The organism is Streptococcus sp. S5, from assembly GCF_034134805.1.
Classification (GTDB): domain Bacteria; phylum Bacillota; class Bacilli; order Lactobacillales; family Streptococcaceae; genus Streptococcus; species Streptococcus lingualis.
Map to the genome: position 1 here is coordinate 702,291 of NZ_CP139419.1, position 22,861 is coordinate 725,151.

Genomic DNA, 22,861 nt, shown 5'->3' on the forward strand with positions numbered 1-22,861 from the left:
CCGATCGAGGGTAGGACTCTTTTTTATGCCTTACCAAGAAAAGAGAAAGGAGAGAGCTATGATACAAATCGACGATCATCCCGAACCGCACCGAACCAGCCAATCGCTGATTTGTGTCGTAGGGACTCCAAAAGTGATTGGCTCCTGATTGAAAAAGGAGATACCAATGCAAACAAATAAAGAAAGACTCATTGCTGCTCTTCAAGAACCACTTGAAAGCACCTTTGCCAACTACAAAACCAGTGCCCTTGGTTTAGTTGACGATCAAGTAGAAGAAAACCGCGATGCCTATGGCGAAAATGTCATCACAAAAGGTCAAGAAGATTCCATGATCAAAAAGATCTACGAATCCATCATCAATCCTTTTACAGTGATTTTGTTAGTCATTGCGCTGGTTTCCTTCATTACTAATGTCTGGCTAGCAAAACCAGGTGAACAGGATCCAACGACCTCCATCATCATTGTGACCTTGGTCCTGATCTCTGGTGGTATCCGCTTCATTCAAGAATTGCGGAGCGACAAAGCAGCTAGCAACTTATCACGTATGATTGTCAATACAGCGACCGTTCTTCGTGATGGATCAGAACAAGAAATTCCGATCGATGAAATCGTCGTAGGAGATGTGATCAAACTGAGTGCCGGCGATATGATTCCAGCAGATGTGGTCTTGATCGATTCCCGTGACTTCTTTGTCCAACAATCTGGTCTTACAGGGGAAAGTGATGCTGTTGAAAAGATTTGTCTCAGCAAGGCTGAGAGTCAAAATTTAGATAGTCTCTTGGCGAGTGAAAGCTTGGCCTTCATGGGAACCAATGTCATCTCCGGACGGGCAACAGCCTTGGTCCTGGTCGTGGGGGATGAAACCATGATGGGAGCTATTGAGCAAACCATCAACACCTATGACGAACCAACCTCATTTGAGAGAGAAATGAATACCATCTCTTGGCTCTTGATTCGGCTCATGTTAGTGATGGTGCCCGTTGTCTTTGTGATCAATGGTCTCACAGATGGTGACTGGTTAGAAGCGGGTGTCTTTGCCCTCAGCGTTGGGGTTGGTTTGACTCCGGAAATGCTGCCGATGATTATTACGGCGAGTCTTGCTAAGGGCTCCATCATCATGGCCAAGGAAAAAGTCGTTATCAAAAAACTCAATGCCATCCAAGACCTTGGGGCTATTGATATTTTGTGTACTGATAAGACAGGTACCTTGACCCAAGATGAAATCGTTTTGGAGTATCCGCTTGATATCCATGGCGAATTGGATCTATCAGTCCTTCGCCGAGCTTACTTGAATTCCTATTTCCAAACCGGGCTAAAAAATTTGATGGACCGAGCGATTATCAATCGGACCCAGAAAGAAGCCAAGAAACATGAGATTGTTCGCGATCTGGATCAAACCTTCCATAAGATTGATGAATTGCCCTTTGATTTTGAACGTCGTCGCATGAGTGTCATTGTCAAAGACGAAGACGGTGTGGTCAGCATGGTGACCAAGGGTGCCTTGGAAGAAATGCTTTCTGTATCGACTTATGTTGAGTACAAGGGGGAGATTAAACGCCTGACAGATGAAGTCCGTCAAGAGGTCCTCGCTGAAGTTGCTCAATTAAATGAACAAGGTCTTCGTGTTTTGGGCGTCAGCTACAAAACCGACTTGGACGAAAATGACATCTTTAGTGTTGAAGATGAACGAGACATGATCCTAACCGGTTACCTTGCCTTTCTTGATCCACCAAAACCTTCTGCAGCTCCAGCAATCAAAGCTCTTGCAGAGTATGGGGTAACCACCAAGATCTTAACTGGGGACAATGAAAAGGTCACCCAAGCTGTCTGTGAAAAAGTAGGACTAGATGTCGAGCGGATTCTTTTGGGAAGCGAAATCGATACGATGACAGACCAAGAGTTAGCAGAAGTTGTGGAAACAACAACGGTCTTTGCCAAACTATCACCAGATCAAAAAGCGCGGATCATCCTCTGCCTCAAGAATAATGGCCACAAGGTTGGTTACATGGGAGATGGGATCAACGATGCTCCATCCATGAAGGTCTCAGACGTTGGGATCTCCGTGGATACCGCTGTGGATATCGCCAAGGAAACGGCAGATGTCATCCTTCTGGATAAGGATTTGATGGTCCTTGAAAAAGGTTTGGTTGAAGGCCGCAAGGTCTATGCCAATATGACCAAGTACATCAAGATGACGGTCTCTTCTAACTTCGGGAACATCTTCTCTCTGCTCTTCGCCAGCATCTTTTTGCCTTTCCTTCCAATGGCTCCTGTTCATTTGATTGTGCTCAATCTTATCTATGATCTTTCTTGTATCGCCCTTCCTTTTGACAATGTCGACAAGGAATTCCTCAAGAAACCTCGTATCTGGGAAGCAAACTCTATCATGCGCTTTATGGCCTGGATTGGTCCAATTTCATCTGTATTTGATATTATTACCTACATGCTTCTTTACTTCCTTGTTGTTCCTATGATTTTAGGTCATGGCTACAACCATGGAGCAACAGATGCAGCAGCCTTTATCATGGTGTTTCAAACCGGATGGTTTATCGAATCTATGTGGTCTCAAACCATGGTTATTCATATGTTGCGTTCACCAAAACTGCCATTTATCCAAAGTCGTCCAGCCTTCTCAGTCGTGGTGACGACCTTAGCAGCAGCCTTCTTTGTAACCTCCCTTCCATATAGTCCTTTGGCTTCTATCTTGAAGTTGAGCCAACTAAATGGATTGTACTTTGTTCTATTGTTTGCGATTATCGTCCTCTATATGCTGAGTGTGACGGTTGTCAAACGTATCTATATTAAGAAATACAAAGAATGGTTGTAATTGATTGATAGAAAGAGTGAGTCCGAACTTAAAAAATTAAGTGTAAGGGCTCTCTTTTTTTTGTAAAATTTGGTATAATAAGAAGAATGTAAAGTTGGAAATGAAGATTTCCATGTGCTGTGAGTATCAAAGAGGGACTGAAAGAAAGAGTAGAGCTTGACTCCACTTTTATCATAGCTCTTTTTTGAATAATAACAGCTTAGAAAGAAGGATCTCAAAATGGGAAAATTAGAAGTTATTACACATCCACTGATTCAACACAAATTGTCTATTCTTCGTCGTACAGATACCTCTACGAAGGCCTTTCGTGAATTGGTAGATGAGATTGCTATGTTGATGGGCTACGAAGTGTTGCGTGAATTGCCTCTTGAGGATGTTGAAATTGAAACTCCTATTACCAAAACCGTTCAAAAACAAATCGCAGGTAAGAAATTGGCTATTGTCCCAATTCTTCGTGCAGGGATTGGGATGGTTGATGGTCTCTTGAGTTTGGTACCAGCTGCTAAGGTTGGCCATATCGGGATGTACCGTGATGAAGAAACCTTGAAACCAGTTGAATACTTGGTGAAATTGCCAGAAGATATTGATCAACGTCGTATCTTTGTAGTAGACCCGATGCTTGCTACGGGTGGATCCGCTATTCTAGCGATTGATTCCTTGAAAAAACGTGGCGCTAGCCATATCAAATTTGTCTGCTTGGTATCAGCGCCAGAAGGGGTGAAAGCTCTTCAAGAAGCTCACCCAGATGTTGATATCTTTACAGCAGCCCTCGATGATCATTTGAATGAACATGGCTACATTGTTCCTGGTCTTGGAGATGCGGGTGACCGTTTATTCGGTACCAAATAAGAAACCATTCATGATTCGTCCGAAAGGTGCTTAATATTTGACCTTTTTTGACCATTGGTTTATAATAGCACATATACTTTGAACCTCACGAATCGTGAGAATGAATGGATACTAAAGGAGAAGAATAGATGATTCCAGTAGTTATTGAACAAACCAGTCGTGGAGAACGTTCTTACGATATTTATTCCCGTCTGTTGAAAGATCGAATTATCATGGTAACAGGACCCGTTGAGGACCAAATGGCTAACTCCATTATCGCTCAATTGCTCTTCTTGGATGCCCAAGATAATACAAAAGATATCTATATGTATATCAATACACCAGGAGGCTCTGTCTCTGCAGGTCTTGCCATCGTAGATACCATGAACTTTATCAAGTCAGATGTCCAAACCATTGTCATGGGGATGGCAGCTTCTATGGGAACAATTATCGCTTCAAGCGGTGCGAAGGGCAAACGCTTCATGTTGCCAAACGCCGAGTACATGATTCACCAACCAATGGGTGGTACTGGTGGTGGTACCCAACAAACCGATATGGCGATTGCAGCAGAACACTTGCTCAAAACACGGAATAACTTGGAAAAAATCCTTGCGGAAAATTCAGGTCAATCCATTAAAAAAGTGCATGCTGATGCGGAACGTGATAATTGGATGAGCGCACAAGAAACACTTGAATATGGCTTTATTGATGAAATCATGGCCAATAATAAATTGGGCTAAACCATCCTGTGGGAAGGCCCGTCAAGAGGCTGGGACAAAAGTCCTAGCCTCTCAATTATTTTTGGGTTGTCGAGCAAAACGCAGTGGTTGAGTGGGCTCTACTTCGCTGATTTCATCAGCTTTTACAGCCCTACTCAACTGTGCGGAGGTGGGACGACGAAATCGAATTCTAACGAATGACCGATTTCTGTCCCACTCTCTTTTTTGCTCTCATAAAAGAGTAGTTCTTTTTCTTGAAATTTGATATACTAGTAACAGAACGAGAAAGGGATTGACCATGTTTGAGAAACAAGAAAGAACAGGCTTAATTGTTAAATTGTATTACAATCGCGACGGGAAAAAATTACAATCAGTCGGAGATGTCTTGTACCATTCTAAGAAATGCCGTTATGTCCAATTGTATGTGGACAGTGACAAGGCGGATCAAGTCATGGAAGACTTAAAGAAAGAACGTTATGTCAAAAAAGTCTTGCCTTGCCATCTCAAAGATTTAGATACAGATTTTGTGGGGAGTTTGCAACGATTGGAGACCCCATCTGTGGTAACAGAAGTTTAGAAAACGCAATCATTTGATGGATTGCGTTTTTTTTATTGACAATTGTCAGATAATTCGGTATATTCTTAATGTATTTATTTTAAGATTCATTTAAGGAGATCATTACAAATGAAGAAAAAATTTGCTCTTTCATTTTTAACCATTGCAAGTGTCGCTCTTCTTGCTGCTTGTGGTGAAGTTTCTACTTCAGGTTCAAACACAACTGGTAACGAAATCGGCAAAGAACTAAAAGTCGGTTTTAACTTTGAAAAAACTGGTGAAGTAGCAGCCTACGGTAGCGCTGAACAAAAGGGTGCTCAATTGGCCGTTGATGAAATCAACGCTAAGGGTGGAGCTGACGGTAAGAAGATCGTTGTCACAGATAAAGATAACAAATCTGAAACAGCTGAAGCAGCTACAGTCACTACAAACCTTGTCACTCAATCAAAAGTGAACGCTCTTGTAGGACCTGCAACTTCAGGTGCTACTGCAGCAGCGGTTGCCAATGCTGGTAAAGCAGGTGTTCCATTGGTTACACCATCTGCAACTCAAGATGATTTGACAAAAGGTCAAGATTACCTTTTCCGTGCAACCTTCATCGATAGCTTCCAAGGAAAAATCATTGCCAAATACACAACGGATAACTTGAAAGCGAAGAAAGTCGTTCTTTACTACGATAACTCATCTGACTATGCGAAAGGGATTGCTGAAGCCTTCAAGAAATCTTACAAAGGTGAAATCGTAGCAACAGAAACCTTCCAATCTAAGGATACAGACTTCCAAGCTGCCCTTACAAAAATCAAAGATAAAGACTTCGATGCGATTGTTCTTCCAGGTTACTACACTGAAACTGGTAAGATCGTAAACCAAGCGCGTGGTATGGGAATCAAACAACCAATCATTGGTGGGGATGGATTTAGCGATGCTAAGTTCGTTGAACAAGCAACACCTGCTGCAGCTACAGATATCTACTACGTAGCTGGATTCTCTACTGAAGGTGAAATGACTGATAAAGCCAAGAAATTCGTAGAAGCATACAAAGCGAAATACAATGAAGAACCTTCAATGTTCGCAGCTTTGGCTTATGATTCAGTTTACATGGTTGCAGAAGCATCTAAAGGTGCTAAGAACTCTGTCGAATTGAAAGATAACCTTGCGAAGTTGAAAGACTTGGAAGGTGTGACTGGTACAATGTCAATTGACAAGAACCACAACCCGGTTAAATCAGCTCTTATGATTGGCTTGAAAGATGGTAAAGTCAAATCAGTTGAGTCTGTAAAACCATAATTATCATTTGTTGTTTGTACAAGAGGCTGGGAGAATGAAAATTCCTGGCCTCGCTCTTTATTGTTAGAAAGGATGGTTCAAATGCTCCAGCAATTAGTGAACGGTCTAATCTTGGGAAGTGTCTATGCACTCTTGGCCCTTGGTTATACCATGGTGTATGGAATTATCAAATTGATCAACTTTGCCCATGGGGATATCTACATGGTAGGTGCCTTTATGGGATATTTCTTATTGAACTCATGGAAAGTGAACTTCTTTGTAGCCTTGCTCCTAGCAATGGTTGGGACAGCTATTTTAGGGGTTGTAATTGAATACCTGGCTTATCGTCCGCTTCGTCATTCGACTCGGATTGCTGCCTTGATCACAGCCATCGGGGTTTCCTTCTTGCTTGAATATGGGATGGTCTTCTTCGTAGGGGCCAATACCCGTTCCTTCCCGCAAGTGATTAAAACGGTTCGTTACAACTTCGGTCCTATTTCAATCTCCAATATTCAGTTGATGATCTTGGGAGTGTCTGTTTTCTTGATGGTCGCTCTTCAATTTATTATTCAAAAGACAAAGATGGGGAAAGCCATGCGGGCTGTATCTGTCGATAGTGATGCCGCTCAATTGATGGGGATTAACGTAAACCGTACGATCAGCTTTACCTTTGCTTTGGGATCAGCCTTGGCAGGTGCTGGTGGTGTCTTGATTGGTTTGTATTACAACTCGATCGAGCCTTTGATGGGGATGACACCAGGGATCAAAGCCTTTGTCGCAGCCGTTCTTGGAGGAATCGGAATCATTCCAGGTGCGGCCCTAGGTGGATTTGTTATCGGTTTGTTGGAAACCTTCGCTACAGCGATCGGTCTTTCAGACTTCCGTGATGCCATTGTGTATGCCATCTTAATTGTGATCTTGCTCATCCGTCCAGCAGGTATCCTCGGTAAAAATGTGAAAGAGAAGGTGTAAGCCATGAAACAAAATTTAAAAGTGAATATAGTCTGGCTTGGTCTTTTGGTCGCAGGTTTTGCCTTGATCCAAGTCTTGGTTGCAGCGGGTGTGCTCAACCTCTTCTATATCCAAATTTTAGAACAAATTGGAATTAATATTATCCTTGCAGTTGGCTTGAACCTCATTGTTGGTTTCTCAGGTCAATTCTCGCTCGGGCATGCCGGATTTATGGCGATTGGTGCCTATTCTGCAGCCATTCTCGGTTCTAAATCACCAACCTATGGTGCTTTCTTTGGCGCGATGGTTTTAGGTGCTTTGATTGCTGGTGTCGTTGCCTTGATCGTTGGGGTTCCAACCCTTCGTTTGAAAGGGGACTACCTCGCGATTGCGACACTTGGGGTTTCTGAAATCATCCGGATCTTGATCGTCAATGGGGGTACTCTCACCAATGGGGCTGCTGGGATCCTTGGTTTGCCAGCCTTTACAACTTGGCAATTGGTTTACCTCTTTGTTGTCATTACAACGATCTTTACGATTAACTTCTTACGCAGTCCAATTGGACGCTCTACCCTTTCTGTTCGTGAAGATGAAATCGCAGCAGAATCTGTTGGGATCAATACGACCAAAGTCAAAGTCATCGCCTTTGTATTTGGTGCGATCACAGCGGCGATTGCTGGATCTCTCCAAGCTGGCTTTATCGGATCTGTTGTTCCTAAAGATTACTCTTTCACCAATACCATTAATGTCTTGATCATTGTCGTGTTTGGTGGTTTGGGATCAATGTCAGGAACAGTTGTAGCAGCCATCGTCTTGGGTATCTTGAATATGGTGCTTCAAGACTTCTCAAGTGTACGTATGATCATTTACTCATTGGCTTTGATTCTCGTGATGATCTTCCGTCCAGGTGGTCTTCTTGGAACATGGGAATTCAGCTTGAAAAAACTACTCTCAAAAAAGGAGGCTAACTAATGGCACTTCTTGAAGTAAAAAATTTAACAAAAAACTTTGGTGGTTTGACAGCCGTTGGGGATGTGACCATGGAACTCAATGAAGGGGAATTGGTTGGTTTGATCGGACCCAACGGTGCCGGGAAAACAACCCTCTTCAACCTCCTAACAGGGGTATATGAACCAAGTGAAGGGACCATTACCTTAGATGGTCAGCTCCTAAATGGTAAAGCACCTTATAAAATCGCTGCAGGTGGTCTGGGACGGACTTTCCAAAATATTCGTCTCTTTAAAGATTTAAGCGTTTTGGACAATGTCTTGATTGCCTTTGCCAATCACCACAAACCACATGTCTTTGCGAGTCTTTTCCGCTTGCCAAGCTATTACAAGAATGAAGAAGCTTTGAAAGCGAAAGCCCTTGAATTGTTAGCGATTTTTGGTTTGGAAAAAGAAGCAGATACCTTGGCCAAAAACTTAGCTTACGGACAACAACGTCACTTGGAGATCGTTCGTGCCCTTGCGACAGAGCCAAAAATCCTCTTCTTGGATGAACCTGCTGCAGGGATGAACCCTCAAGAAACAGCAGAATTAACCCAATTGATCCGTCGCATTCAAAAAGAATTTAATATTACGATCATGCTGATCGAGCACGATATGAGCTTGGTTATGGAAGTAACGGAACGGATTTATGTATTGGAATATGGTCGCTTGATTGCCCATGGTACGCCAGATGAAATCAAGACCAACAAACGCGTAATCGAAGCCTATCTAGGAGGTGAAGCCTAATGTCTATGTTAAAAGTTGAAAATCTTTCTGTACACTATGGCATGATCCAGGCTGTCCGTGATGTCAGTTTCGAGGTGAATGAAGGGGAAGTTGTTTCTCTTATCGGTGCTAACGGTGCTGGGAAAACATCTATTCTTCGTACGATTTCAGGTTTGGTGCGTCCAAGTGCTGGGAAAATCGAGTTTTTAGGTCAGGAGATTCAAAAGGTTCCGGCTCAAAAGATTGTAGCAGCAGGACTCTCTCAAGTTCCAGAAGGCCGCCACGTCTTTCCAGGCTTAACTGTTATGGAAAACTTGGAGATGGGAGCTTTCTTGAAGAAAGATCGAGAAGAAAATCAAGCTAACTTGAAGAAAGTCTTCTCCCGTTTCCCACGTTTGGAAGAACGGAAGAACCAAGATGCAGCAACCCTATCTGGTGGGGAACAACAAATGCTTGCAATGGGTCGTGCACTTATGTCAACGCCAAAACTCTTGCTTCTGGATGAACCTTCTATGGGATTGGCCCCAATCTTTATCCAAGAAATCTTTGATATCATCCAAGATATCCAAAAACAAGGGACAACTGTTCTCTTGATCGAGCAAAATGCCAACAAGGCTCTTGCCATCGCAGACCGCGGTTATGTTTTGGAAACAGGGAAAGTCGTTCTTACCGGAACAGGAAAAGAACTCTTAGCCTCAGAAGAAGTCCGCAAGGCCTACCTTGGTGGATAAGATTTCTAAAGTTCACTAGAATATTAAAAAGAAAGGTCCTGAAGACCTTTCTTTTTTCATCCCTCTTGTTTGATTTTTCTAAATTTTGAAAACAAGAGAAAACTGCTGAAAGCGTTTGAAATCATTCTTAAAATCAAGTATAATAAAACTAATAAAAGCATAGGAGAACTTGTTATGGCTGTTAAAGATTTTATGACACGTAAAGTGGTTTACATTAGTCCAGATACTACAATTGCCCACGCGGCAGATTTGATGCGCGAACAAGGTTTGCACCGTTTGCCAGTCATTGAAAACGATAAATTGGTTGGTTTGGTGACAGAAGGTACGATTGCAGAAGCAAGTCCATCTAAAGCAACAAGCTTGTCTATTTTCGAGATGAACTATCTGTTGAACAAGACTAAGGTTAAAGATGTCATGCTTCGCGATGTCATTACCGTCTCTAAATTTGCGAGCTTAGAAGATGCGACCTACCTCATGTACAAGAACAAGGTGGGAATTCTTCCAGTCGTGGACAATGACCAAGTATCCGGTGTCATCACAGACCGTGATATTTTCCGTGCTTTCCTTGAAGTATCGGGCTATGGAGAAGAAGGAGTTCGTGTTCGCTTTGTGACAGAAGATAAGGTTGGCGTTCTAGAACAAATCATTCACTTGATTGTAGAAGAAGGGTATAACATCGCCAATACAGTCAATATCCCAACCAAAGACGATCGTGTGGTTATCGAAGTCCAAATTGATGGGGTGACAGATCTAGAAGGAATCCGTAGTAAATTTGAAGCCAACGGTTTGAAAGTTGATGAAATCACTCGAACAACCGCAAAAGCTATTTAATAAAAAAATCAGGCTGGATGACAATCCAGTCTGATTTTTCTATTAACGGTTAATGGGTTGTTTTTCTTTATCTAAAGTGAAGCCTTCGCCGAGAATTTCATGGGCTTCAGAAATGGTGATGAAGGCGAATGGATCGATCTGATTGATGATGTCTTTCATTTGTTTCATCTCATTCCGTGAAACGACACAGTAGACGATATCCAGGTCCTTACGGCTGTAATAGCCCATCCCGCGGATAAAGGTAATCCCGCGACCCAGATCGTCGGATACTTTTTGGGCAATTTCTTCTGGTTTAGATGTGACGATAAGGAAGCCTTTTCCAGCAAAACCACCTTCTCCAATCAAGTCGATCACAAGGGTGTCAATCAGGATAAAGAAGAGGGTGTACATAGCTGTACGGACATCTTGGAAGACAATGACCACAGTTGTCAGAACAATGGCATCTACAATCAACATGAGTTTTCCCATGCTGAGGGAAGTGTATTTGTTAAAGATGCGAGCGAGGATATCAGTTCCTCCCGTAGTTCCCCCAGCATTGAAGATGATCCCTAGACCTAAACCAAGGACAACCCCTGAGGCTATACAGGCAAGCAGAATATCTCCTTTAAAGGCTGTAAAGATAAAGTGATGGTAGTGGTGGCTGAGGGGCATGGCCTCAAAAATTGCCATCCATGCCGAAACCGAGAAAGTCCCAAGTAAGCTCAGGTAAAGAGATTTCTTGCCCAGCAGTTTCCAAGCCAGAACGAAGAGAGGTATATTGATCAGCAAGTTCATCAGAGATACGGGGATTTTTAAGAGGTAATAGGTGATCAAGGTAATCCCTGTCGCTCCTCCTTCATAGAAGTGAAAGGGAATGACCAAAAAATAGATCCCAAACGAAAAAATGCCGGCCCCCAAGATGATAGCCAGAATATCTTTAAATTTAAACATGATAGGTTGTCTCCTAAAACTTTATAAGATCATTGTAACAAAAAAGTGAAAAAATGAAAATGACTTTGAAAAATTTTCTCTCCTAAAATACAAGATTTTTACCCTTATTTTTGGTAAAATAAAAAGTAGAAAACTAGAAAGAGGATACTATGGTAAACGGTACATTAATTTCATTTGAAGGTCCAGAAGGAGCGGGGAAATCATCGGTCCTAGAAGCCGTTTTGCCTCTACTTGAAGAAAAAGGAATTCCTTTTATTACAACCCGTGAACCAGGCGGTGTAGACATTGCAGAAAAGATCCGCCAAGTCATTTTAGATCCAGACCATACTAGTATGGATGCCAAGACCGAGTTGTTGCTCTATATTGCTAGTCGCCGGCAGCATTTGGTGGAACGCGTCTTGCCGGCCCTTGCAGCTGGGAAAATCGTCTTGATGGACCGCTTTATTGATAGCTCGGTCGCTTATCAAGGGTATGGTCGCGGTCTGAGTGTGGAAGATATCGAATGGCTCAATCAATTCGCGACAGATGGTCTTAAACCAGATCTCACCCTTTACTTTGATCTGGATGTCGAAGAAGGGCTCGCCCGAATTGCGAAAAACCAAGAGCGGGAAGTCAATCGTTTGGATTTGGAAGGTTTGGAGCTTCACCAAAAAGTCAGACAAGGTTATTTGGCCTTGTATGAAAAGGAACCAGAGCGCATTGTGAAAATCGATGCCAGTCAATCCTTTGAAGCAGTCTTTGCAGATGTCTTGGCTGTTTTAGAAAATCGCTTGGGGATATTGAAATGAAGCTAGAAGAGATCCAACAGCTCCAGCCAGAATTGGTGGAGCGCTTCACCCAGATCTTAGAACACAAACAGCTCAGTCATGCTTATCTCTTTACGGGTTCTTTTGCCAGTTTTGAGATGGCTCTCTTGCTAGCTCAGAGTCAATTTTGCGAAGATTTGCAGGGAGTCTGGCCTTGTGGCAAATGCCGTTCCTGCCGCTTGATTGCAGAAGAAGAATTCTCAGATGTAAAGATCGTGCGTCCGGTCAACCAGATCATTAAGACGGACCGTATTCGCTCGCTCGTTCAAGACTTTTCTCAATCAGGGTTTGAAGGAAGTCGGCAGGTCTTTATCGTCCAAGATGCGGATAAGATGCATACCAATGCGGCCAACTCTCTTTTAAAAGTCATGGAAGACCCCCAGAGTGAGATCTATCTCTTCTTGTTGACATCCGATGAAAACTTGATCTTACCGACTATCAAGAGTCGGGCCCAGCAGGTCCATTTTCCTAAAAAGCAAGCCTACCTAACTAAACTGCTAGAAAAAGAAGGCTTGATCAAATCACAGGCAAATTTAGTAGCTCGTTTTAGTTTTAGTCTCGAAGAAGCAGAGCAGCAAAAAAAGAATGCTACGTTTTTTGAACTGGCAAAAGTTTGTGATCAGTTCATCGAACGGTGTCAATCCAATTTGAATCGTGCTTATTTGGAAGTGACCCGTTTAGTGAGCCTAGCAGATGATAAGGAAAAACAAAGCCAGGCCTTTCGTTTGATGGAGTTGGCTTTAGAAGAGCAGTTGCGCTTGAGTAGATCCCAGCAGTTGCTTGATAAATTGAGTCTTGCTCGCAGGATGTGGAAGGCCAATGTTTCTTTTCAAAATGCTCTAGAATATATGGTGTTGAGCTTAGAAAGTTAAGGAGTCAGAATGAATAAAAAAGAATTATTTGATGCTTTAGACGGCTTTTCTCAGAATTTGTTGGTCACCTTGGCTGAAGTCGAAGCCATCAAGAAAAATTTGAAACAAGTCATCGAAGAAAATACAGCTCTTCGCTTAGAAAATGATAAATTGAGAGAGCGTTTGGGGGAAGTGGAGAAGACTTCATCCGCAAAGTCACAACACCATGGTCGTGAAAATTTGCAACGTATTTACAACGATGGTTTTCATATCTGCACTTATTCCTACGGTCAACGCCGTGAGAACGATGAAGAGTGTATGTTTTGTGACGAGTTGTTATTTAGGGAGTAAGCATGCAGATCCAACGAAGTTTTAAAGGGGAAAAGAAAACAGGGGTGCTTTACCTGGTCCCAACACCGATCGGCAATCGGGAGGATATGAGTTACCGCATGGTCCAGACCTTAAAGGATGTCGACTTGATCGCAGCTGAGGATACTAGAAATACAGGCCTCTTGCTCAAGCATTTTGAGATTGCGACACCCCAGACTAGCTTTCATGAGCACAATGCCATGGAGAAAATTCCAGATCTGATCGCCCATTTAGAATCAGGAAAGGATGTGGCACAAGTCTCAGATGCAGGACTCCCTAGTATTTCTGACCCCGGTCATGATCTGGTCAAGGCAGCGATTGAACGAGAGATTCCTGTCGTAGCTGTGCCTGGTCCTAGTGCGGGTATAACGGGTTTGATTGCCAGTGGTCTAGCCCCTCAACCTCATATTTTTTATGGATTTCTGCCTCGCAAAGAGGGGCAACAGAAGGCCTTTTTCCAAGAAAAAGTGGCCTATCCTGAGACTCAGATCTTTTATGAGTCTCCCCATCGAGTGAAGGCAACCTTAGAGAATATGTTGGCTGTCTATGGGGATCGTCCTGTCGTCCTGGTTCGTGAATTAACCAAAATCTACGAGGAATATACTCGCGGCAGTATTTCTGAGTTAGTCGCATTTCTTGAAGAAAATCCCCTCAAAGGGGAGTGCCTCCTGATCGTCGAAGGAGCCAAGGAAGAAGAGCTAGACCTAGAAGAGGTCGACTTGATCCAAGAGATCGATACCTTGGTCCAAGAGGGCATGAAGAAAAATCAAGCAATTAAACAGGTCGCCAAACAATACGGCCTGCAAAAGAGTGAGCTCTATGCTCGTTACCATCAAGACTAGGAAAGGTTGGAAGCAGGATGGAAATTAGAATGGCTTATCCCAACGAGATTAAGCGAATTATGGAAATCATCCAAGATGCCAAGGAAAGCCTGGCTCAAAGACAGGTCGACCAGTGGCAGGATGGCTATCCAGATGAAGAGATCATTTTTGCGGATATTCTAGAAAGTCGTGGCTATGTGGCCGTTGAAGATCAGGAAGTCGTGGCCTATGCAGCTGTCTACAAGGGCAACGAAGCGGCCTATAATGAGATTTACGATGGCAAGTGGGAGCATGACAACTATATGTATGTCACTTTTCACCGCGTCGCTGTAGCCAAAGAAGCTGCTGGCAAAGGGGTGGCTCAGACCTTCCTTCAAGGTTTAATCGAAGGAGAAAAAGGGCCAGATTTCCGTTGCGATACGCACCCGGATAATCTGGTCATGCAACATTTGCTTGAAAAATTGGGCTACCATTATTGTGGGAAGGTCCCTATTGATGGAGTCCGTCTGGCTTATCAAAAGATCAAACGAAAAGCAGAAACTAGTCTATTCCAAGTGGTCTCAGAAGAAGATCGCTGGGACCAAAGAGCAGAAGCGGCCTACAATGACTCTCTATCTTAAACAATTTTATGAAAGTCCTATGGGGCTTCTTTCGATCATTGTCAGTGAGGAAGGCCTTGTAGAGCTTGATTTTTATGATCCGAAAGAGGATGCGCCTGATCCCTATGGGGCGCTGGAGCAGGTCCATCCCTACCATGAGAAGGTGAAGGAGTGGTTGGACCATTATTTTGCGGGAGATCCAATCCCTATCAGCTTTCCACTAGCGCCACAAGGAACAGCCTTTCAAGAGCGAGTGTGGCAGTTATTGCGAGAGATCCCATATGGTGAGACCAAGACCTATGGCCAACTTGCCCAGGATCTTTCTTGTGGTTCAGCCCAGGCCGTGGGACAGGCTGTTGGACGCAATCCCTTGACGATCTTAGTCCCTTGTCACCGCGTGATGGGAAAAGATGGACAACTGACGGGCTATGCGTCTGGACTCGATCGCAAACGCTGGCTCTTACACCATGAAGGAATTATCTGGAAGGAGAAATAAAATCGATGTATACCTTTATTGAATACCCAAAATGTTCGACTTGTCGAAAGGCTAAATCAGAATTGGACGGTCTCCAATGTGAGTTTCAAAGCCAAAATATTGTCACAGAAACACCTACTAGCAAAGAATTGCAAGACTGGATGGCAGCGTCTGGCCTACCGATCAAGTCTTTCTTTAATACTAGCGGGATGAAATACCGGGAACTCGGTTTGAAAGATAAGGTGGATCAACTGACAGTGAAAGAAGCGGCGGATCTCCTTTCTTCAGACGGTATGCTAATCAAGCGGCCTCTGCTTGTCAAAGACGGAAAAGTGGTTCAAGTGGGCTACCGGAAACCATACGCAGACTTAGGTTTGTAAAAGAAAAGGGAGTTGGATTTTCTTCAGATCTATAATAAAGGTATGCCAGAAGCTTTCCTTGGGTGAGTACGGACGTCAGCGAACTTCAAAGAAGTTCCATGACTTAGTTTTGAGCCTAAGGTCTCAAAACTCCCGAGTGCTAGAAACAATAATGTTTCTAGCACTTTTCTCACGGCGGAAAGTTTCGGTATATTCTTTATGAGATTCATAAGTTAGAACTTATTTTGATTTCTTGACAAAATCGCGTAACCTATCTTACTTATAATTTATTTATATATATTCTAAAGGGAGTTGGGCTCCCTTTTCATTTTGCAGTGAAGATGATATAATCATACGAGTGAAATCAATGAAAGAGAGTCAAGCATGAGTATTTTAGAAGTGAAAAATTTGAGTCACGGTTTTGGGGATCGGGCGATTTTTGAGGATGTGTCCTTCCGTTTGCTAAAAGGAGAGCATATCGGTCTTGTCGGGGCCAATGGTGAGGGGAAATCGACCTTCATGAGCATCGTGACTGGTAAAATGCAACCTGACGAAGGAAAGGTGGAGTGGTCTAAGTATGTGACGGCAGGTTACCTGGATCAGCATTCGGTCTTAGAAGAAGGACAAACGGTTCGCGATGTCTTACGGACCGCTTTTGATGAGTTGTTCACAGCTGAAGCTCGCATCAATGACCTCTATATGGCCATGGCAGAAGACGGAGCCGATGTCGATGCTCTGATGGAAGAAGTAGGAGAACTTCAAGAGCGTCTAGAAAGCCGTGATTTTTATACCTTGGATGCCAAGATTGATGAAGTAGCCCGGGCTCTTGGGGTCATGGACTTTGGCATGGAGACGGATGTGACGGCCCTTTCAGGTGGGCAGCGGACCAAGGTCCTTTTGGCTAAATTGCTCCTTGAAAAACCAGATATCCTTCTCTTGGATGAGCCAACCAACTACTTGGATGCAGAGCACATCGATTGGCTCAAACGCTACTTGCAGAACTATGAAAATGCCTTTGTCCTCATTTCCCACGACATTCCATTCTTGAACGATGTGATCAATATCGTCTACCATGTGGAAAATCAGCAGTTAACCCGCTATTCCGGAGACTACTACCAATTCCTTGAAGTCTATGAAATGAAGAAATCGCAATTGGAAGCGGCTTATGAGCGCCAGCAAAAAGAGATTGCTGATTTGAAAGATTTCGTAGCCCGCAATAAGGCGCGTGTGGCTACACGGAATATGGCCATGTCTCGTCAGAAGAAGCTGGACAAGATGGAACTCATTGAGTTGCAAAGCGAGAAACCAAAGCCATCCTTTGAATTTAAAAATGCTCGGACTCCTGGACGCTTTATCTTCCAGGCTAAGGATCTTCAGATTGGCTATGATCGTCCTTTGACCAAGCCTTTGAACCTAACGTTTGAACGCAATCAAAAGGTAGCCATCATCGGAGCCAACGGGATCGGGAAAACCACTCTCTTGAAGAGCTTGCTGGGAATCATCCCAACAATCGCTGGAGAAGTCGAGCGTGGAGATTACCTAGAGCTTGGTTACTTCGAGCAAGAGGTCGAAGGTGGCAATCGTCAAACACCACTAGAAGCAGTCTGGAATGCCTTTCCGGCTCTCAACCAAGCAGAAGTCCGTGCCGCCCTTGCCCGCTGTGGCTTGACGACCAAACACATCGAGAGCCAAATCCAGGTGTTATCCGGTGGGGAGCAAGCTAAGGTACGCTTCTGTCTCTTGATGAACCGTGAAAACAATGTCTTGGTACTAGACGAACCAACCAACCACTTGGATGTGGATGCCAAAGATGAATTGAAACGGGCTCTGAAAGAGTACAAGGGATCGATTCTCATGGTTTGCCACGAGCCAGACTTCTATGAAGGCTGGATGGATCAAATCTGGGACTTTAATGAATTGACGTAAAGACAAAGAGAGAAACTTGTCTCGCTTTTTAGAATGAAGAAATTTTGTTGTTTACATAAAGCGGCATAACTAATTCAAAAAATCTAAATGATTCTATTTTTAAATTTAGTCAAGTAATGACCGAAACATTCCGCAGTGAGAAAAGTGCCTGAAACAGATTTGTTTCAGGCACACGGAATTATTGAGACCTTAGGCTCAATAATTAGTCATGGAACTTCGCAGAAGTTCGCTGACGTCCGTACTCACCTAAGGAAAGTTTCTAAGAAAAATTTACATTTGATAGAAAAAGAGAACCGTTTGGTTCTCTTTTCATTATTTCTTGAAATTATAGTCTTTTAAGATCTCGATTTTTTCAATCTTGATGTCTATTTTTGGTTTGTCCTTATCATCAGTTTCGGCAGAGGCGATTTTATCGACCACATCCATGCCATCGATGACTTGTCCAAAGACAGTGTAGTTGCCACCATCAAGGGTTGGATTTCCACCATTTTTATAAGCATCGATGATCTTAGCTGGGAAGCGGTCAGTCGGGAGCTTGCTAGAAATATCATCCTTATTTTGGTTGATATAGAATTGACTACCATTGGTATTTGGACCAGAATTGGCCATGGCAAGGGCTCCACGAAGGTTGTAAAGGTATGGAGAATACTCATTCTCAAAACCAGTACCTGAATCTTTGGATTTGTCTTTGCCCTTCCAGATGGACTCGCCACCCGTACCGTCTCCCTTAGGATCCCCAGTTTGGATCATAAAGTTGTTAATAACACGGTGGAAGAGTAAGCCATTGTAGTAGCCTTCTTTTGCGTGGGTCAAGAAGTTTTCAACTGCAAGGGGCGCATATTTAGGGAAGAGCTTCACAGTGATGTCGCCTTCAGTTGTCGTGATTTTAACCTCTGCTTCGTCTTCAGCCACATCAGTTGAGAGTTGTGGGAAGACAGCATTTTCATTGGTCATGGCATCGTTAAAATCTTTGCGCAGTTGTTCTAATTTTTTTTGTTCTTCTTCAATTTTCTTTTGATCTTTTTCACTAGAGCTAGAAGTTGCTGTCTGCTCTGTCTTTTCTTTGCTTGAGCTTGAAGCGTTAGTGTCTGTCTTATTGGACGAACAAGCTGTCAAAGCCAAGCCGGAAAATAATAGTAGTGCGATTAATTTTTTCATATTCTTCCTTTCCAACATAGTTGTCTTTTTCTATTGTACCTTAATTTTGCGATACTTTCAAATCTGGACGGGATTCTCTATTTTCTGAGGTTGTTTCAAGACCGATAACATTTGATAAATCACTAATTAAGAAGGAAGTTGCGTATAGATGGAAAATTCGGTATGATGGGAGATATGTTAATTTGTTTGAAAATGAACGAATTCCCTCAAAAACCGTATCATGAATAGGAGGCTACAAATTGGATTATAAAACTCTACGCAAAAACTATAGACTCTATATTAGATCTGCAGGCTTGTTAGCAATGCTTCTGATCTTTTGCATTGGATTAGTGGTCAGGGATAATCTTCTTCAGACTGCTGGCGTTTTATTGGTTATTGCATGCTTGATTTTATTCATCCAATTGCTCAAGAAAAGCTACACCAACAAGTGCAACACCTTGCTCCGTGTAGACTTAGATTTAGCTTTTTGGCAGCAATACCTTCAGTTGAACAAGAATGTGAAAAAAGCTATTTCACAGATAGATATTAAGCTGACATCGGTTGCCTATTCTTTTATGATGGGAGATTTTGATACTGTCATAAAAGAAGCTAGGGAAGCACTTAGTCGGACGGATTATCCGCAGAAATATAAAAACTTTTTTGAAAGTTATCTCATGCGATCAACTGTCCTGACAGATCCTGATTTGTCTAGAGGAGAACTGGAGGGTCGGTTGAATGAATTGACTATCACAGACCCGACACTGGCTGAGAAAACAAGAAAGGTCTGTCTTGCCCTTTATGATTTAACCATTGCGCACCAAAGTAATGACTATTTCGAAGATTTAAGCAATGATTTCAAGTACCAGCAGTTGGAAATTATCTACTACCAAGCCTTGAATGCTACTCTTAAAGGCGATCAGCACAGAGCCAATGATCTCTTTCGCAAGTTAGTCTCAGAAGATGAGTTGCTCTATATCGTTCGAAAGGCTAAGCAATACTTGAAGGATGAAGGCAGTCATCTGTAAATCCTCCAATCAAAATAGAGATTAATTGAAAGAGCCTGAACAAACACAAGGAATTATTAAAAAATGAATAAGAATTTTAACGAGATGTCGTTTGATGAATTGAAATGTTACCGCAGGGAAGGTCTATGGAGATCTTTGGGACTATTACTAGTCATTATTTTAGTGATTGTGGGAATGGTCTTGATGGAAGTGAACCATGTTTCTCCTTCCAATCAGAATCGTTTTCGAGTTATTGGTTTGACCACGGTCATTGCGCTCTTTGGCTACCTGATGCCTCTGATGGCAGCAAATCGTGTGATGCGAGACCATCCGGATTGGGTCAAGAAATCGGGGATCCGAGCGAAGATTCCCTTGCCGATGGCTTGGCATGTTAAAAGACTTTGCGTTCTTGGAGCGGGTCTATTGGTGATTGGAGTAGGATTTGCTTCGTCATTCAAACCACAAGTCCAGCAGACAAATGTACAAGATCAAATCGATATCATTCAAATGGATAACGAATTGGAAAGAGAGCAAAAGGTCGATCAAGTTCTAGATACCATCACACCGGAGGATAAAAAATCTGAATAAGATCCATTTTGGAATTTGAACATCATTGAATATCGTTCTAAACAGCTCTAAAGAACAGTGCCCACTCGGTGCTGTTTTTCTGCTTTCTGCTACAAATTTGTGAAAGTGATTTTACTAGAGAACTGGCTTGGAAATGTGATATAATAAAGGTTATGGCAAACAATAATCAATCAAAAAAAACACGGTCGACGAGACGACTGTCCAAAGCAGAATTAGAAAGAAAAAAAGCAATTCATCGCATGATTGCGACCATTCTCATTAGTCTGGTCTTAATTTTTGCGGCCTTGAAATTGGGAGCAGTAGGGGTCTTGGCCTACAACTTGATCCGACTGTTTGTTGGGAGTTTGGCTTATTTGGCTATTTTAGCGACCTTTTTCTACCTTTATGCCTTTAAATGGCTGGACAAACACGAAGGGGTTATTTCAGGATTCCTAAGCTTCTTTGCTGGGGTTCTCTTGATGTTTCAGGCCTTCTTTGTATCCTCCCTTCATTTAGACAATAATGGGATCAAGGTCACCTTTTCAAGAATCATGGCAGACCTGATTCATCTGCGAGTGGAGAGCTTTGCCGGTGGTGGTATGATCGGTGCCCTTCTTTATGCTCCGATTTCCTTCCTCTTTTCAAATATTGGCTCTTATTTTATTGGCCTTCTCTTTATTGGATTGGGGATTCTCTTGATGAGTCCCTACTCCATCTATGATTTGTTTGAAAAGGGATCGGAAGCCTTCCACGCTTCTATGGAAAAACGCAAAGAACGTCGCGAGCAGAAATTCCTTGAAAAAGAAGCGAGAGCTGCCGAGGAAGCTGCTGCAGCTGAACAAGAGCAAGAAGAAGCAAGTGCAGTTCTTCCAACTCCCCTTTCAATGGAAGGGCATCCTGTAGACCCTGAAACGGGAGAGGTGCTGGCGGCGGAAGAGCCGTTCACAGAGCCCTTCCCAGAAGCCGAAATTGTCGCACCAGCAACACCAGAGATTTACCTGCCAGATGAAGAATGGCCTGAAGATCCTGAAGCATACGAAGAGTTTCCGGAAGCCGAAGAATTCGAGGACGATGGGGAAGAGGTTCAAGTGGATTTCACACCTAAGGAACTCCTCCAGTACAAGCTTCCAACCATTGATCTCTTCGCACCTGACAAGCCGAAAAATCAATCCAAAGAGAAAAACATCGTTCGCCAGAATATCCGTATTTTGGAAGAAACCTTTGCAAGCTTTAACATCAAGGCGACAGTGGAGCGGGCGGAAATCGGTCCTTCTGTTACCAAATATGAAGTCAAGCCAGCTGTCGGTGTGCGGGTCAACCGTATCTCTAACCTAGCAGATGATTTGGCCTTGGCACTAGCAGCTAAGGATGTGCGGATTGAAGCACCGATTCCAGGGAAGTCTCTGGTCGGGATTGAAGTGCCCAACTCAGAGATTGCGACCGTTTCCTTCCGTGAATTGTGGGAGCAGTCCAAAACAGACCCAGCTAAACTCCTTGAGATTCCTCTTGGGAAGGCTGTAGATGGCTCGGCTCGGACCTTTGATTTGGCTCGGATGCCCCACCTCTTGGTCGCGGGTTCTACTGGATCTGGTAAGTCAGTAGCGGTCAATGGGATTATTTCGAGTATCTTGATGAAGGCTCGTCCGGACGAAGTCAAGTTTATGATGGTCGATCCAAAGATGGTGGAGCTTTCTGTCTACAATGATATTCCTCACCTCTTGATTCCAGTGGTGACCAACCCACGCAAGGCTAGTCGAGCCCTGCAGAAGGTCGTTGATGAGATGGAAAATCGCTACGAGCTCTTCTCGAAAGTAGGCGCTCGCAATATTGCTGGCTTTAATGCCAAGGTGGCTGAGTACAATGCCCAGTCTGAGATGAAGCAAGTGCCCCTTCCATTGATCGTGGTCATTGTCGACGAGTTGGCAGACTTGATGATGGTCGCAAGTAAAGAAGTGGAAGATGCTATTATTCGCCTTGGACAGAAGGCGCGTGCAGCGGGGATCCACATGCTCCTTGCGACTCAGCGACCATCGGTTGACGTTATCTCAGGTTTGATCAAGGCTAATGTGCCTTCCCGTGTCGCTTTTGCGGTATCATCTGGGACCGACTCACGGACCATCTTGGACGAAAATGGAGCGGAGAAATTGCTTGGTCGTGGAGACATGCTCTTTAAACCGATTGATGAAAATCATCCAATCCGTTTACAAGGATCCTTTATCTCAGACGACGATGTGGAGCGGATTGTCAATTTTGTCAAAGAGCAGGCAGAAGCCGATTATGATGATGCCTTTGATCCAGGAGAAGTATCGGAGTCAGACTTTGATGGAGGTATGGGCGGCTCAGACGAGGGTGATCCTCTCTTTGAAGAGGCCAAAGCGCTTGTCATCGAGACCCAAAAAGCCAGTGCTTCGATGATCCAGCGTCGCTTATCGGTTGGTTTTAACCGGGCGACTCGCCTCATGGAAGAGTTGGAAGCAGCAGGTGTGATTGGACCAGCTGAAGGGACCAAGCCTCGAAAAGTATTGCAACAATCATAAGGATAGGGAAAAAGGGCATATGTTCCACTCCCTTTTCTTTTTATAGAAAATAGAAA

The 22,861-nt window shown here is 43.4% G+C and carries 22 protein-coding genes and 1 pseudogene; 21 read left to right on the forward strand and 2 right to left on the reverse strand.

What is annotated here, in order from left to right; all coding sequences use genetic code 11:
• Window positions 1-166 precede the first annotated feature (166 nt).
• The 10 genes from mgtA to SM123_RS03260 all read left to right on the forward strand — a co-directional run bounded on the left by mgtA (window position 167) and on the right by SM123_RS03260 (window position 10,424).
• A complete protein-coding gene (gene mgtA / locus SM123_RS03215; RefSeq protein ID WP_023918811.1) occupies window positions 167-2,827 on the forward strand; it encodes a magnesium-translocating P-type ATPase in 2,661 nt (886 codons plus the stop codon).
• A gap of 219 nt (window positions 2,828-3,046) precedes the next feature.
• Entirely contained in the window at window positions 3,047-3,676 is a 630-nt protein-coding gene (gene upp, locus SM123_RS03220; RefSeq protein WP_003005574.1) for a uracil phosphoribosyltransferase, read from the forward strand.
• Between the two features lie 128 nt (window positions 3,677-3,804).
• Entirely contained in the window at window positions 3,805-4,395 is a 591-nt protein-coding gene (locus SM123_RS03225) for an ATP-dependent Clp protease proteolytic subunit (RefSeq protein WP_155126695.1), read from the forward strand.
• A 277-nt stretch (window positions 4,396-4,672) separates the two neighbouring features.
• The gene (locus tag SM123_RS03230) at window positions 4,673-4,951 is read left to right on the forward strand and encodes a DUF2129 domain-containing protein (protein ID WP_023918810.1); all 279 of its coding nucleotides are present in this window, start codon (window positions 4,673-4,675) and stop codon (window positions 4,949-4,951) included.
• A 108-nt stretch (window positions 4,952-5,059) separates the two neighbouring features.
• The gene (locus SM123_RS03235; RefSeq protein ID WP_023918808.1) at window positions 5,060-6,217 is read left to right on the forward strand and encodes an ABC transporter substrate-binding protein; all 1,158 of its coding nucleotides are present in this window, start codon (window positions 5,060-5,062) and stop codon (window positions 6,215-6,217) included.
• Window positions 6,218-6,298: 81 nt separating this feature from the next.
• A complete protein-coding gene (locus SM123_RS03240; protein WP_021153669.1) occupies window positions 6,299-7,168 on the forward strand; it encodes a branched-chain amino acid ABC transporter permease in 870 nt (289 codons plus the stop codon).
• 3 nt (window positions 7,169-7,171) lie between these two features.
• On the forward strand, window positions 7,172-8,119 hold the full coding sequence (locus tag SM123_RS03245) for a branched-chain amino acid ABC transporter permease (protein ID WP_205011637.1): 948 nt from the start codon (window positions 7,172-7,174) through the stop codon (window positions 8,117-8,119).
• On the forward strand, window positions 8,119-8,883 hold the full coding sequence (locus tag SM123_RS03250) for an ABC transporter ATP-binding protein (RefSeq protein ID WP_003005595.1): 765 nt from the start codon (window positions 8,119-8,121) through the stop codon (window positions 8,881-8,883). Before SM123_RS03245 ends, SM123_RS03250 begins: the two co-directional genes overlap by 1 nt.
• Window positions 8,883-9,593, forward strand: a complete 711-nt coding sequence (locus SM123_RS03255) for an ABC transporter ATP-binding protein (protein ID WP_003005434.1) — start codon at window positions 8,883-8,885, stop codon at window positions 9,591-9,593. Before SM123_RS03250 ends, SM123_RS03255 begins: the two co-directional genes overlap by 1 nt.
• Window positions 9,594-9,767: 174 nt before the next feature.
• On the forward strand, window positions 9,768-10,424 hold the full coding sequence (locus SM123_RS03260) for a CBS domain-containing protein (protein WP_003005183.1): 657 nt from the start codon (window positions 9,768-9,770) through the stop codon (window positions 10,422-10,424).
• Window positions 10,425-10,466: 42 nt separating this feature from the next.
• Here the strand turns inward: SM123_RS03260 and SM123_RS03265 are convergent, their stop codons facing one another.
• Window positions 10,467-11,354, reverse strand: coding sequence for a YitT family protein (locus tag SM123_RS03265; protein WP_223141680.1), 888 nt, complete (start codon window positions 11,352-11,354; stop codon window positions 10,467-10,469).
• Window positions 11,355-11,503: 149 nt separating this feature from the next.
• Between SM123_RS03265 and tmk the strand changes: the two genes are divergently transcribed.
• The 8 genes from tmk (at window position 11,504) to SM123_RS03305 (ending at window position 17,560) form a co-directional block, all read left to right on the forward strand.
• Window positions 11,504-12,142, forward strand: coding sequence for a dTMP kinase (gene tmk / locus SM123_RS03270; RefSeq protein ID WP_049472085.1), 639 nt, complete (start codon window positions 11,504-11,506; stop codon window positions 12,140-12,142).
• On the forward strand, window positions 12,139-13,032 hold the full coding sequence (locus SM123_RS03275) for a DNA polymerase III subunit delta' (protein ID WP_223141681.1): 894 nt from the start codon (window positions 12,139-12,141) through the stop codon (window positions 13,030-13,032). The genes tmk and SM123_RS03275 overlap by 4 nt, the downstream gene beginning before the upstream one ends.
• Window positions 13,033-13,041: 9 nt before the next feature.
• Window positions 13,042-13,362 (forward strand): DNA replication initiation control protein YabA, encoded by a 321-nt coding sequence (gene yabA, locus SM123_RS03280; protein ID WP_003005416.1) that lies wholly within the window; start codon window positions 13,042-13,044, stop codon window positions 13,360-13,362.
• 2 nt (window positions 13,363-13,364) lie between these two features.
• Entirely contained in the window at window positions 13,365-14,222 is an 858-nt protein-coding gene (gene rsmI / locus SM123_RS03285) for a 16S rRNA (cytidine(1402)-2'-O)-methyltransferase (protein ID WP_003005580.1), read from the forward strand.
• Window positions 14,223-14,239: 17 nt separating this feature from the next.
• Complete coding sequence (locus SM123_RS03290; protein WP_320909811.1) at window positions 14,240-14,821, forward strand: GNAT family N-acetyltransferase; 582 nt, start codon at window positions 14,240-14,242, stop codon at window positions 14,819-14,821.
• Entirely contained in the window at window positions 14,805-15,296 is a 492-nt protein-coding gene (locus tag SM123_RS03295) for a methylated-DNA--[protein]-cysteine S-methyltransferase (protein WP_223325162.1), read from the forward strand. The genes SM123_RS03290 and SM123_RS03295 overlap by 17 nt, the downstream gene beginning before the upstream one ends.
• A gap of 5 nt (window positions 15,297-15,301) precedes the next feature.
• The gene (locus SM123_RS03300; RefSeq protein WP_223325160.1) at window positions 15,302-15,655 is read left to right on the forward strand and encodes an arsenate reductase family protein; all 354 of its coding nucleotides are present in this window, start codon (window positions 15,302-15,304) and stop codon (window positions 15,653-15,655) included.
• A gap of 363 nt (window positions 15,656-16,018) precedes the next feature.
• On the forward strand, window positions 16,019-17,560 hold the full coding sequence (locus SM123_RS03305) for an ABC-F family ATP-binding cassette domain-containing protein (RefSeq protein ID WP_320909812.1): 1,542 nt from the start codon (window positions 16,019-16,021) through the stop codon (window positions 17,558-17,560).
• A 312-nt stretch (window positions 17,561-17,872) separates the two neighbouring features.
• On the opposite strand, the gene SM123_RS03310 is transcribed toward SM123_RS03305, so the two are convergent.
• Window positions 17,873-18,718, reverse strand: a complete 846-nt coding sequence (locus tag SM123_RS03310; protein ID WP_320909813.1) for a peptidylprolyl isomerase — start codon at window positions 18,716-18,718, stop codon at window positions 17,873-17,875.
• Between the two features lie 239 nt (window positions 18,719-18,957).
• Here SM123_RS03310 and SM123_RS03315 point away from each other — a divergent pair, with 239 nt between their 5' ends.
• The 3 genes and pseudogenes from SM123_RS03315 to SM123_RS03325 all read left to right on the forward strand — a co-directional run.
• Window positions 18,958-19,722, forward strand: a complete 765-nt coding sequence (locus SM123_RS03315; RefSeq protein WP_070595285.1) for a hypothetical protein — start codon at window positions 18,958-18,960, stop codon at window positions 19,720-19,722.
• 135 nt (window positions 19,723-19,857) lie between these two features.
• Window positions 19,858-20,289: a hypothetical protein gene (locus tag SM123_RS03320; RefSeq protein WP_320909814.1), complete on the forward strand. Its 432-nt coding sequence runs from the start codon at window positions 19,858-19,860 to the stop codon at window positions 20,287-20,289.
• 554 nt (window positions 20,290-20,843) lie between these two features.
• A pseudogene (locus SM123_RS03325) lies at window positions 20,844-22,805 on the forward strand (DNA translocase FtsK); the annotation flags it as partial.
• Window positions 22,806-22,861 lie beyond the last annotated feature (56 nt).